The 12332-nt window shown below is 69.8% G+C and carries 9 protein-coding genes and 1 pseudogene; 6 read left to right on the top strand and 4 right to left on the bottom strand.

The window, feature by feature from the left end:
- Positions 1-155 (top strand): annotated as a pseudogene (locus G6020_RS17000) (tRNA (adenosine(37)-N6)-dimethylallyltransferase MiaA); the annotation flags it as partial.
- Positions 152-898, top strand: coding sequence for an IclR family transcriptional regulator (locus G6020_RS08720; protein ID WP_179525411.1), 747 nt, complete (start codon positions 152-154; stop codon positions 896-898). The pseudogene G6020_RS17000 and the gene G6020_RS08720, both read left to right, overlap by 4 nt.
- 106 nt (positions 899-1004) lie before the next feature.
- Here G6020_RS08720 and G6020_RS08715 read toward each other — a convergent pair whose 3' ends face one another.
- Positions 1005-3185: a malate synthase G gene (locus tag G6020_RS08715; protein WP_182610348.1), complete on the bottom strand. Its 2181-nt coding sequence runs from the start codon at positions 3183-3185 to the stop codon at positions 1005-1007.
- A 118-nt stretch (positions 3186-3303) separates the two neighbouring features.
- Here G6020_RS08715 and dapF point away from each other — a divergent pair, with 118 nt between their 5' ends.
- Positions 3304-4230, top strand: coding sequence for a diaminopimelate epimerase (gene dapF / locus G6020_RS08710; protein WP_182610347.1), 927 nt, complete (start codon positions 3304-3306; stop codon positions 4228-4230).
- A gap of 14 nt (positions 4231-4244) precedes the next feature.
- On the top strand, positions 4245-5693 hold the full coding sequence (gene hflX, locus G6020_RS08705; protein ID WP_182610346.1) for a GTPase HflX: 1449 nt from the start codon (positions 4245-4247) through the stop codon (positions 5691-5693).
- A gap of 39 nt (positions 5694-5732) precedes the next feature.
- Here the strand turns inward: hflX and lexA are convergent, their stop codons facing one another.
- The gene (gene lexA, locus G6020_RS08700) at positions 5733-6401 is read right to left on the bottom strand and encodes a transcriptional repressor LexA (RefSeq protein WP_182610345.1); all 669 of its coding nucleotides are present in this window, start codon (positions 6399-6401) and stop codon (positions 5733-5735) included.
- A 706-nt stretch (positions 6402-7107) separates the two neighbouring features.
- Here lexA and nrdR point away from each other — a divergent pair.
- Entirely contained in the window at positions 7108-7563 is a 456-nt protein-coding gene (nrdR, locus tag G6020_RS08695; RefSeq protein ID WP_179525405.1) for a transcriptional regulator NrdR, read from the top strand.
- 58 nt (positions 7564-7621) lie between these two features.
- On the opposite strand, the gene hrpA is transcribed toward nrdR, so the two are convergent.
- Together hrpA and G6020_RS08685 are read right to left on the bottom strand one after the other, a co-directional pair.
- A complete protein-coding gene (hrpA, locus tag G6020_RS08690) occupies positions 7622-11536 on the bottom strand; it encodes an ATP-dependent RNA helicase HrpA (RefSeq protein WP_182610344.1) in 3915 nt (1304 codons plus the stop codon).
- A 47-nt stretch (positions 11537-11583) separates the two neighbouring features.
- A complete protein-coding gene (locus tag G6020_RS08685) occupies positions 11584-11772 on the bottom strand; it encodes a hypothetical protein (protein WP_179525403.1) in 189 nt (62 codons plus the stop codon).
- Positions 11773-11820: 48 nt separating this feature from the next.
- Here G6020_RS08685 and G6020_RS08680 point away from each other — a divergent pair.
- The coding region (locus tag G6020_RS08680) for a hypothetical protein (RefSeq protein ID WP_206682219.1) at positions 11821-12332 on the top strand (512 nt) is incomplete at its 3' end.

The raw sequence follows: 12332 nt of genomic DNA, 5'->3' as shown, positions 1-12332 counted from the left end.
TCCGCCGGTACGTGCGCAGGCAGCGGTCGTGGTTCGGGCGTGATCACCGCATCAGGTGGATCGACACCGACACCCGCCAGGTCGACGGCACGCCCCGCGGTGGACGGACCCCTGTGGAGACAGCACTCGAGCTCCTCGGTGAGGCTCCGCGATGAGCGCCTCGAACCCCGGCCGCACCCGCGTCCAGTCGGTCGACCGGGCGTTCGCCCTCCTCGACTCGTTGGCCCGGCGGGGCGGCCGCGCGTCCCTCGGGGAGCTGTGCGCCGACACGGGTCTGGCCGCGGCCACCGTCCACCGGCTGTGCGGGACGCTCGCCGAGTCGGGTCACCTCCGCCGGGACGCGCGCCGCGACTATCTGCTCGGCCCCCGATTGCAGCGGATCGGCGAGGTCGCGGGGAGGGCGACGTGGTCGTGGGCCCAGCCGGTGCTCGCGGCCGTGGTCGACGGGACCGGCGAGACCGCCAACCTCGCCGTTCGTGAGGGGGACGGTGTCGTGTACCTCGCCCAGGTCCCGTCGCCGCACTCGATGCGGATGTTCACCGAGGTGGGCCGTCGGGTGCACGTGCACTGCACGGCGGTGGGGAAGGCGTTGGTCGCCCGGGACGACGACGACGAGGTCCGCGCGATGCTGGAACGGACCGGCATGCCCGGGTACACGGATGCCACCATCGTCGACCCGGACCGGTTGTTGGACGAGCTCGCCCGCGTACGCAGGGTGGGGTTCGCCACCGACGAGTCGGAACAGGAGGAGGGCGTCCGCTGTGTCGCGATCACGGTGGGGGTCGGGGACGCCGCGGTCGCGGTGTCCGCGTCGGGGCCCGAGGCGAGGTTCACCGAGGAGCGCCGCGACGCCGCCGTCGGGGTGCTCAGGGCGGCCGTCGCGGACCTGCACCCCTGACGCGGAAGGATCCGCCGCCCCGGCCCGGGATCCGCTACCCCTGTGGGGGGAGCGGATCCCGGTGTGCGGGCAGCGGATCCTTCCGGGGCTTCGCGGCGGGGCCGTTCTACAGCCCGTTGGCGGCCTTGAACTCGCGGCGGCGACGGTGCAGGATCGGCTCGGTGTAGCCCGAGGGCTGCCCGGTCCCCTCGAGGATGAGCTCGCGGGCGGCCTGCCAGGCGATCGACGAGTCGAAGTCCGGCGCCATGTTCCGGTATGCCTCGTCACCGGCGTTCTGCTGGTCGACGATCTCCGCCATCCGGCGCAACGAGTCCTCGACGTCCTCGGCCGTGATGATGTCGTGACGGATCCAGTTGGCGAGCATCTGCGAGGAGATCCGCAGGGTGGCGCGGTCCTCCATCAGGTTGACGTCGTGGATGTCCGGCACCTTCGAGACGCCGATGCCCTGTTCGACCCACCGGACGACATAACCGAGGATGGTCTGGCACGAGTTGTCGACCTCCTCCTTCTTCTCGGCGTCGGTCCAGTTCGTGTCGGTCGCGAGGGGGACGCTGAGGATGTCGTCGACGCTCGCGCGCGGTCCGCCGGCGAGGAGTTCCTCCTGTCGGGACATCACGTTCACCCGGTGGTAGTGGGTCGCGTGGAGGGTCGCGCCGGTCGGCGACGGCACCCACGCGGTGTTGGCGCCGGCCCTCGGCTGCCCGATCTTCTCGGCGAGCATCTCGGCCATGAGGCCGGTCTTGGCCCACATGCCCTTCCCGATCTGCGCGCGACCGCGCAGACCGCAGGCCAGGCCGGTGTCGACGTTGAAGTCCTCGTAGGCGGTCATCCAGCGGGCGGACTTCATCTCACCCTTGCGGATCATCGGGCCGGCCTCCATGGAGGTGTGGATCTCGTCCCCGGTCCGGTCGAGGAAGCCGGTGTTGATGAAGACGACGCGATCGGTGGCCTCGGCGATGCAGGCGGCGAGGTTGACCGAGGTGCGCCGCTCCTCGTCCATGATGCCCACCTTGAGGGTGTTCTCCGGCAGACCGAGGAGCGCCTCGACCCGGCCGAACAGCTCGGTGGTGAAGGCCACCTCGGCCGGGCCGTGCTGCTTGGGCTTGACGATGTAGATGGACCCGGTGCGGCTGTTGCCGCGCTCGTTGCCCGGCGCGATGCCGTGCATGCCCGCCAGCGAGGTGATCAGGGCGTCGAGGATGCCCTCGGGCAACTCGTTCCCGTCCGCGTCGAGGACCGCGGGGGTGGTCATGAGATGCCCCACATTGCGGACGAAGAGCATCGAGCGGCCGTGGAGCCGGACCTCGCCGGATCCGTCGGGCGCGGTGAAGACCCGGTCGTCGTGGAGGACGCGGGTGAAGGTCTTGTCGCCCTTGCTGATCTCCTCGGAGAGGTCGCCCTTCATCAGACCCAGCCAGTTGCGGTAGCCGTGGGTCTTGTCCTCGGCGTCGACGGCCGCGACGGAGTCCTCGAAGTCCATGATGGTGGAGACGGCGGACTCCAGGACAACGTCCTTGACGCCGGCGGAGTCGGTCGATCCGATCGGTGAGTCGGCGTCGATCTGGACCTCCACGTGAAGGCCGTTGTTGCGCAGGAGGACCGAGGTCGGGGCGGCGCCGTCGCCCAGGTAGCCGACGAACTGTGCGGGATCGGCGAGGCCTGTCGTCGCCCCGTCGGCGAGTGTCACCTGCAGTCGGCCGTCCACCACGGTGTAGCCCGTGGTGCCGACGTGACTGCCGGAGTCGAGCGGCGCGGCGTCGTCGAGGAACTCGCGGGCCCAGGCGATGACGCGGTCCCCGCGGACCTTGTTGTAGGAGGACCCCTGCTCGGCCCCACCGGACTCCGGGATCGCGTCGGTGCCGTAGAGCGCGTCGTACAACGAACCCCACCGGGCGTTGGCGGCGTTGATCGCGAAACGCGCGTTCATGATCGGCACGACCAACTGGGGGCCCGCGACCGTGGCGATCTCGTCGTCCACGTTCTGGGTGCTGACCTGAACGGAGTCCGGCTCCGGGACCAGGTAGCCGATCTCCTGCAGGAACGCACGGTAGGTGGCCGGGTCGATCGGGGCGGGGTTCTCGTGGTGCCAGGAGTCGATCCTCGACTGCAGGTCGTCGCGGACGGCGAGCAGCTCGCGGTTGCGCGGGGCCAGGTCGGTGAAGATCTCGGAGACTCCCGCCCAGAACGCGTCGGGATCGACCCCGGTGCCCGGGATCGCCTGGGTGTTGACGAAGTCGTACAGGACCTCGTCGACCTGGACGTCGCCGACGGTGATGCGTTCGGACATCGATGCTCTCCTCACATAGGGACCGTTCTCGCCTCCGACTGTAGTGCCCCCCTGCCGAGGGATCATCCGGGTTTTCCGCAGCGTGGAACGGCGGTCGGATTGGCTAGGATCTGATGGCATGACACCCGCGCCCCCGACCGCCACTCTCGACGGCCTCGCCTTTATCAAGGGGCACGGAACGCTCAACGACTTCGTGGTCCTGCCCGACGACCACGCGGAGGTGGACCTCGACGAGGACCTGGTGCGCGCCGTCTGCGACAGACGGGCCGGCCTCGGCGCCGACGGGGTGCTGCGCATCGCCACCGCGGGTGCACTGGTCGACCAGGGCGTCCTCGCCGTCCTCCCGGAGGGCGTCGACGCCGCGGACTGGTTCATGGACTACCGGAACGCAGACGGATCGATCGCGGAGATGTGCGGGAACGGGGTCAGGGTGTTCGCCCACGCCCTGGTGGCGACCGGCAGGGTCGGGGCCGGCCGGATCCCCGTGGGCACACGATCCGGTCCTCGGCCCGCCGATATTCTGATCCATGACGGTGACCAGGCCGTGGTCCGTGTGGACATGGGCGAGCCCCGGCTTTTCGGGGTCTCGTCCGTGGAGCTCGGTGGCCGGGTGTACGCCGGACTCGCCGTCGACATGGGTAACCCCCACCTCGCGTGCGTGGTCCCGGGCCTGGGGGCCGACGGGTTGCGCGAACTGCCGGTGCACGAGGCGCCCGAGTTCGACACCGGCTTCTTCCCCGCCGGCGTCAACGTGGAGATCGCCACCCCGCTCACCGACGGTCGGGTGTCGATGCGCGTCCACGAGCGAGGATCCGGGGAGACGATGTCCTGCGGCACCGGAATCGTCGCCACGGCCGTCGCGGCCCTCGCCGACGCCGGACAGGCCACCGGTGACGTGGTGGTGTCCGTTCCCGGGGGAGAGGTCGCGGTGGCCCTGACCGGCGTGGGTTCCACTCTGACGGGGCCGTCCGTGATCGTCGCCGAGGGGCGGTACCGGCGACCGCTACCCGCGCGCCGCACGGAGGCGTCCCGACCGGAATTGTGAGATGATGCCGGTGAATGACTATCGATGACACCGCCCCTGACCGGGCCACACGAGACCATGACCCTTCGGTCGGAGAATTCCAGCTCGAGGAGCGCTCCTCGCTGCGCCGGGTCGTCGGGTTGTCGACCGAACTCCAGGACGTCAACGACGCCGAGTACCGCCAACTCCGCCTCGAGCGGGTCGTGCTGGTCGGGGTCTGGACCGAGGGCACCGCCGCCCAGGCGGAGGCCGCGATGGCCGAGTTGGCACAGCTCGCCGAGACCGCAGGCTCCGAGGTCTGCGACGCGCTGATCCAGCGCCGCGACAAGCCGGACCCCGCCACCTACATCGGTTCGGGGAAGGCCAAGACCCTGAAGGACGTGATCACCGCGACGGGGGCGGACACGGTGATCTGCGACGGCGAGCTCACGCCGGGTCAGCTCATCGCGCTCGAGAAGGTCGTCAACGTCAAGGTGATCGACCGCACCGCGCTGATCCTCGACATCTTCGCCCAACACGCGACCAGCCGTGAGGGTAAGGCCCAGGTGTCCTTGGCGCAGATGGAGTACATGCTCCCGCGACTGCGTGGCTGGGGTGAGGCACTCTCCCGGCAGGCGGGTGGCCGGGCGGGCAGCAACGGAGGCGTCGGACTCCGTGGTCCCGGTGAGACCAAGATCGAGACGGACCGCCGCCGAATCCGGGAGCGCACGGCGAGACTGCGCCGTGAGATCAAGGGCATGAAGCAGGCCCGGGACACCAAGCGGCATCGCCGTCGCGCCACCCCGGTGCCGTCGATCGCGATCGCCGGGTACACCAACGCCGGGAAGTCGAGCCTGCTCAACCGCTTGACCGGTGCGGGCGTACTGGTCCAGAACGCACTGTTCGCCACGCTGGACCCCACCACACGGCGGTCCGAGCTCCCCGACGGGCGGGTAGTGGTCTTCACAGATACGGTCGGATTCGTCCGACACCTCCCGACCCAGCTCGTCGAGGCGTTCCGCTCGACGTTGGAGGAGGTCGTGGACTCCGAGCTGCTCCTGCACGTGGTCGACGGATCGGACGCCTTCCCCCTGCGCCAGATCGAGGCCGTCCGCACCGTCATCAACGACGTCGTGGAAGAGCAGAAGGCCGAGAGGCCCCGCGAACTCGTGGTGATCAACAAGGTCGACGTCGCTGACCCGGTGGTGTTGACGGAACTGCACCACGCCCTGCCGGACGCGGTCTTCGTCTCGGCGGCGACGGGTGAGGGGTTCGACGAGCTCCTCGACCGAATAATGCGGGTGGTCGCCTCCGGGGACACGGAGGTCACACTCGAGATCCCGTTCACCCGGGGTGATGTGGTCTCCCGTGTCCACGCGGAGGGCGCCGTGGTGGACGAGGATCACACGAAGGACGGCACGAGGATCGTGGTCCGGCTTCCGGCCTCCGTGGCCGGAGAGCTCGGGGAGTATCGGGTCCCCGGATCCCGTGACGGTGTCGCCTGACCCCGTCGACGGATCAGGCGACACCCGGTTCCGGCCGGTTCAGAGCTTGCGGAAGACCGTGACGACCTTTCCGAGGATCGTCGCGTGCTCCCCGGGAATCGGACTGAACGACGGGTTGTGGGGCAGGAGCCACACCCCGCTCGAATCCCGGCGGAAAGTCTTGACCGTGGCCTCCCCGTCGATCATCGCCGCCACGATCTCGCCGTTGTCCGCGACGTTCTGACGGCGCACCACCACGTAGTCCCCGTCACAGATCGCGGCGTCGATCATCGACTCGCCGACCACTCTGAGCATGAACAGGTCCCCGGAACCCACCAGGTCGGAGGGGAGGGGGAAGACCTCCTCCACCGCCTGCTCGGCGAGGATCGGACCGCCGGCCGCGATCCGCCCCAGGACAGGGACGTAGACGGGTTCCACGGCCCCGCTGGGACGCGTCTCCTCCTGGACGGGCGCGCGACGACCTCGGGACCGCTGCCCCGGGACGCCGTGGACGTCGACCGCCCGCGGCTTGTGCGGATCACGGGTCAGGAAGCCCTTCTTCTCCAACGTCCGCAACTGGTGGGCCACCGAGGAGGTCGACTGCAGACCGACGGCGTCACCGATCTCTCGGATGCTCGGGGGATAGCCCCGGTCCTTGACCGTGTCGTGGATGTGCAACAGAACGCTCTTCTGGCGGGTCGTCAGGGCCTCGAAGTCGGGCTTGGGCATGTGGGGGTCCCTTCGGCGAATGGGTGTTCGACGTCGCTATCTGTGTACACCCTACTGCCCGTCGGACGTGAGCGCCACACAGGTGTTCGAAGAAATGTCGCCACGAATGTCGACTCTGTCGGACCCGCGTGATACAACTCTAGGCAGGTTCGGGTTCGAACAGATGTGCACACCAAGGCACACGGGCGTGCGAATGAGGTTCGCACACCGTATCGAGTTGGGAGTTCTCATGACCGTTATGGAGATGCAGCCACGATCGCGTCCCTCCGTGCCCTGGACGGAGGTCTGCGTGACCGATCACGACCGGCCCGTTTCGTCCAGGGTGCGTCCCCGCCCTGATGCCGGGGCCCGTCCCGTCATCCGCACGCTCGACCGGGGGCGCCAGACGGCCACGCGGTCGGTGGCGCCCGGACGGCGAGTGCTCGTCCGCCCCGCGTCCGCGGAAAGGGTCAGGGCATGCGGTAGCGAGGCGAGGTCGAGTGCGCCGGTGGTGGACGATGTGCCGACGTGGGCTCTGGTGGCCTGTGGAATCGTCTTCGGAATCCTGATGCTGCTCGCATTGGCACTCCTGGGCGGGCCCGCCTACGCGTGACCCACGGTATCGCCTCCTAGAATGGACCCGGGACGGCGGCCCGTCGCCCCCGCACCGCCGTCGGCTCCGGCCGGCGGAGCGGTTCGGACCAGGTCGACGAATGGCGAAGCTGGAATGTACTGCCCCATATGTCACCACGAGGACTCACGGGTGATCGACTCGCGGTCGGTCGACGAAGGGCAGGCGATCCGGCGTCGACGCGAGTGCCCCGACTGCGGACACCGGTTCACCACCCTCGAGACCCCGTTGTTGACCGTCCTCAAGCGCAACGGTGTGACGGAGCGTTTCAGCCGCGACAAAGTGGTCCGCGGTGTGCGACGCGCGTGCCAGGGGAGGTCGGTCGACGAGGACGCGCTCCGGCGGCTCGCGCAGCAGGTCGAAGACGCTGTCCGGGCCGGCGGCGCCTCAGAGGTCCCCGCTCACGAGATCGGGCTGGCGATCCTGGGGCCTCTACAAGATCTGGACGAGGTCGCGTATCTGCGATTCGCCTCCGTGTACAAACAATTCAGTTCCGCTGCGGATTTCGAGAGCGAGATCATCGCCCTTCGCGAACGGCACGCTGCTCACTAGTCCCGGTCGTCTCCGCGTCGCACCGGGATCGGCTCCTGTGTACGGGCGGTGTGAGGGCTCAACGCGCGTTCCGCCGGGAGAGCGCGGCGGCGACCGCCTTCTCGATCCTCTCGGCGGAGACCGGGCGCGCGGTACCCAGAGACTGCGCGAAGAGGCCGACACGGTATTCGGCCAACATCCACCGGAGATCCCGGGCTGCCCGCGCCCCACCCGGTCGTCGGCGGAGCGCCGCCGTCGCCTCCGCGACAGTGGCCTCCGACTTCTCCAACCGGGCGGCGAGCTCCCGGTACCTCGACGGTGACTTCTCCGCGAGGTCCAGCCTGAGGTCGATCGCCCTCACGTGGCGTTCCAGTTGCGGGAGGACCTCCGCCGGGTGTCGGGCGAGGAATCCCTTTCCCACGAGGAAGTCCAGAGCGGGCCTGACGTCGTCCGCGAGGTCGCGTGGTACCTGGTCCAGCCGGGCGGAGACCGACTGCGCGGCGACCAACGCCGGAAGGGCGGCGGAGATCGAGGCCGTGATGGCGGCCGGCGCCTCGGATCGGGCGCGCGCGCGCACCTCGTCGAAGTCGTGCACGGTGAGTACCGGCTCTCCTCTGCGTCCGGCGATCAGCCGCCCGCACGCCGCCAGCGCCGCGTCCGAGACCAGTCCATCGGCACCCTCGTGGGGATACTGGGTGAGCGCGAGGCGTTGCTCGACCGGACGACCCCGGACTATCGATGCCGCCGAGATCAGGTCCGCTGAGATCAGGGTCAGTACCGCTGTCGTCTGCGCGGCTCGACGTTCCGTCTCTGTGGCGCAGGCGATCCGGTGGATGCCGTCGGGGCGGACCTGCAGGGCCGGGTAGACCGTCACCTCCACACCGTCGACCGTGCCGGTGATCGAGGGCGACAGGTCCCCGATCGTGTCCGCGGTCCACGCCCGATGAGGTCCGTCATCGGGGACGAGTCTGGAGTTGAGCGTGGCACGGACCTTGTCCACCAACCGACTGCGTAGTGCTCCCAGGTCCGTACCGGCCGCGACGACCTCGTCACCGTCGACCACCTCGAAACGCATGCGGAGATGGTCGGGGAGCTGTTCCGGGTGGAACTCGCGGGGCTCGACGGTCGTGCCTATGCGGGCCGAGAGCGCGGCGGCGAGCGCCACGGGGAGCGGTGCCGACCGCGGGGCGAGGTCACCGGCCAGCAGTGCCGCGTACTCGGCGGGCGGGGAACACAGACGCCTCAGGTACTTGGGGAGCGTCCGGAGCATCTCCGTGTACAGCTCCTCGCGCAGGCCGGGGACGAGCCACTCGAAGCCGGACGTCGCGACCGAGGACAGCTGGGGGAGAGGGACCCGCACGGTGATGCCGTCGGAGTCGACCCCCGGGTCGAACGAGTATCTGAGCTCGAAGTCCCGCTCGCCCTGGCGCCAGATCGGCGGGAACTCGGAGGCGGCCGGGGCGGTGTCCGACGTGCGGATCTGCTCGGGGCGAAGACGCAGACGATCCGGGTCCTCCCGGCCCTGCTTACGCCACCACGATTCCAGGTGGCGGCCGGAGGTGATGTCCTCGGGGAGCCGCTCGAGGTAGAACCCGACCAGGGTGTCGTCGTCGATGACGAGGTCGCGGCGTCTACTGCGGGTCTCCAGCTCCCGCGCCTGTTCCACGGCCACGGCGTTCTCCATGATCACCGGGATGCGGGTGGTCCATCGTCCCTCGACGATCCCGTGCCGGACGAGCATCTCCCGCGCGAGCGGTGCGTCGACCCTGGAGAGGAGGATGCGACGCGCCTCGACCACGGGCAGCCCCAGGAGCAGCACCTTCTCGTAGGCCATCGCCGCGCCCTGGGCGTCGGACCAGTGCGGCTCTGAGTACTGGGTGCGGACGAGATGCCCCCCGAGTTGTTCGATCCACACCGGATCGATGCGCGCGACGTCCCGGGCCCACAGTCTGGAGGTCTCGACCAACTCGGAGGCCATGATCCATCGCGGCGGCTTGCGGGCGAGATCGGAACCGGGGAACACCTGGAAGCGGATACCGCGGGTGCCGCGGAACTCCCTGGTGTCCTCGTCCTTCATCCCGACGTTGGTGAGCAGTCCGGAGAGGATCGCCTTGTGGAGGTCGTCCTCCGCGGCGTGACCGGACGGTGGATGCCAGCCCCGCTCGCGGCACATGCTGGTCAACTGGGCGGTGAGGTCCTGCCACTCGCGGATCCGCAACCAGTGCAGGTACTCGGCCTTGCACATTTTCCGGAACGCGCTGCCGGAGAGCTCGCGCCGCTGTTCGGTGAGGTAGCGCCACAGGTTGAGGTAGCCCAGGAAGTCGGAGGACTTGTCGGCGAAGCGCCGGTGGAGCTGGTCCGCCTTGTCGCGCTCCTCGGCGGGCCTCTCGCGGACATCCTGCACGGTCAGGGCCGCGACCACGACCAGGACATCCCCCAGGGCGCCGTTTCGGTGGCCCTCCACGACCATCCGGGCCAGGCGCGGGTCGAGGGGGAGGGACGCCATGTCGCGGCCCACCCTGGCCAGGTGCGGGCGTTCGTCGTCGTCGGTCCGGAGCGCCCCGAGCTCGGTGAGCAACGTCATGCCGTCTCGGACGGCCTTGCGGTCGGGTGGTTCGACGAACGGGAAGTCGTCCACGGCTCCCAGGTCGAGATCGGCCATCGACAGGATGACCGACGCCAGGTTGGTGCGCAGGATCTCCGGGTCGGTGAACTCCGGCCGGGAGTCGAAGTCGTCCTCCGAGTACAGACGGATGCAGATGCCGTCGGCGACGCGGCCGCAGCGGCCGGCGCGCTGTGCGGCGGAGGCCTGCGAGATCGGCTCGATCGGCAGCCTCTGGACCTTGGTGCGGGTCGAATAGCGGGAGATCCGGGCGAGGCCGGTGTCCACGACGTAGCGGATCCCCGGGACCGTCACCGAGGTCTCCGCGATGTTGGTCGACAGGACCACGCGCCGGGTCGAATGCTGACGGAAGGCCCGTTGCTGCTCGGCGGAGGTGAGTCGGGCGAAGAGCGGAAAGATCTCGGTGCTCTTGAATTTCCGCCCCCGGAGCACCTCCTCGGCGTCGCGGATCTCGCGTTCGCCGGAGAGGAAGACGAGTACGTCGCCGTCACCCTCGGCCAGGAGCTCGCCGACCGCATCGGCGAGCGCGTCCAGGGGGTCGAGGTCGATGGTCCGGTCCGCGTGGTCGACCTGGAGCGGCCGGTACCGGATCTCCACGGGGAAGGTGCGACCGGAGACCTCGATGACAGGGGCGGGATGGCCCGCCGGATCCGCGAAGTGGCGGGCGAAGCGGTCGGGGTCGATCGTGGCGGAGGTGATGATGAGTTTGAGGTCCGGCCGCCGGGGCAGGATCTGCCGGAGGTAGCCGAGCAGGAAGTCGATGTTGAGGCTGCGTTCGTGGGCCTCGTCGATGATGATCGTGTCGTAGGCGCGCAGCAGCCTGTCCCGTCGGATCTCGGCGAGCAGTATCCCGTCGGTCATCAGTTTGACCGCGGTGTCGGCACCGGTACGGTCGTCGAAGCGCACGGCCGACCCCACCAGCCGGCCGGTCTCCACCCCCAGTTCCTCGGCGATGCGCTCGGCGACGGACCGGGCCGCCAGCCTGCGGGGCTGGGTGTGGCCGATCATCCCGCGCACGCCGCGGCCGAGTTCCAGACAGATCTTGGGGATCTGGGTGGTCTTCCCGGATCCGGTCTCGCCGGCGATCACCACGACCTGGTTGTCGCGGATCGCCGCCGCGATCTCGTCCTTACGGGCGCTGACCGGCAGTTGTTCCGGATACTCCGGGGTCGGAACCGACTCCGCACGCCGACGCAGACGAGCGGCGGCGGCGTCGATCTGCCCGCCCAGGTCGTCCAACTGGTCGGCGCGGGCCCTGCGGATCCGCGACCGGAACCGGTGGGCGTCGAGGATGCCGACGTCGTCGAGCCGGACCAGGAGATCGTGCCGGGCCCGGCGCAGTTCGGGGGCGGGCGCGGGAGACGTCGACATGGTGTCCGCCAGGGTATCGGGACCCGGTGTGTGGATCGATCCGGGTGTCAGGCCGTGCCACCCTCCCGGCGGGACTGGATGCGGGTGTAGCGCTGGTGCAGTCGCTCCCGGATCTCCTCCGGCTCGTACGACTGCCGCCGGCGTTCGGTCCGTGCGGCGAGGATCCCGGTGGCGGCCACTCCGACCACCCCGGCCGCGCCGACCATCTTGAGCCACTGCCGTCCGCGGGGTGCCATGGCGTCAAGGGTAGATCCTCTCGCCGGGGCACCTGGCAGGATCGCACCATGAGTCTCGACACCGTCCCGCTGGCCGCCGCGGCCCACCGCACCCGGACCGGGGACCTGTGGTTGTTCCGTGGGCGCACGACCGCCGACCGGCTGATCCAGACCCTGACCAATTCCCCCGTGAACCACGTGGGGGTGGCGGTGGTCCTCGACGACCTGCCCCCGCTGCTCTGGCACGCGGAGATGGGCCGGGCGTTGACCGACGTGTGGACGGGGCGTCGGCAACGGGGCGTCCAACTCCACGACCTCGAGGCGGCGGTGCGCCAGTGGACCGGTCCCTACGGACAACGTGCGTGGTTCCGCCAGATCTCCCCGGAGACCGGGTCCCCGCAGGAGGACGCGCTCCTGGAGACGATCGCCCGCCTGAACGGCGTGTCGTTCCCGTCTGCGGGGCGGCTGACCGCCCGGTGGGCCCGGGGCCGGTGGGCGGGCCGGGGACGCCACACACTCGATCGCGACTCCGATACGGGGCCGGGAGCGGGACGGGGCGGCAGTGCCGGAGGGAGCGGCGG

Origin of the sequence: Dietzia sp. B19 (genome assembly GCF_014145155.1) — a bacterium.
Classification (GTDB): domain Bacteria; phylum Actinomycetota; class Actinomycetes; order Mycobacteriales; family Mycobacteriaceae; genus Dietzia; species Dietzia natronolimnaea.
The sequence above is the reverse complement of the archived record's forward strand: the minus strand, read 5'-3'. Positions and strand labels throughout refer to the sequence as shown.

Coding starts and splice junctions, on each gene's coding strand:
- G6020_RS08720 (WP_179525411.1), top strand. CDS start 152: ATGAGCGCCTCGAACCCCGGCCGCACCCGCGTCCAGTCGGTCGACCGG.
- G6020_RS08715 (WP_182610348.1), bottom strand. CDS start 3,185: ATGTCCGAACGCATCACCGTCGGCGACGTCCAGGTCGACGAGGTCCTG.
- dapF (WP_182610347.1), top strand. CDS start 3,304: ATGACACCCGCGCCCCCGACCGCCACTCTCGACGGCCTCGCCTTTATC.
- hflX (WP_182610346.1), top strand. CDS start 4,245: ATGACTATCGATGACACCGCCCCTGACCGGGCCACACGAGACCATGAC.
- lexA (WP_182610345.1), bottom strand. CDS start 6,401: ATGCCCAAGCCCGACTTCGAGGCCCTGACGACCCGCCAGAAGAGCGTT.
- nrdR (WP_179525405.1), top strand. CDS start 7,108: ATGTACTGCCCCATATGTCACCACGAGGACTCACGGGTGATCGACTCG.
- hrpA (WP_182610344.1), bottom strand. CDS start 11,536: ATGTCGACGTCTCCCGCGCCCGCCCCCGAACTGCGCCGGGCCCGGCAC.
- G6020_RS08685 (WP_179525403.1), bottom strand. CDS start 11,772: ATGGCACCCCGCGGACGGCAGTGGCTCAAGATGGTCGGCGCGGCCGGG.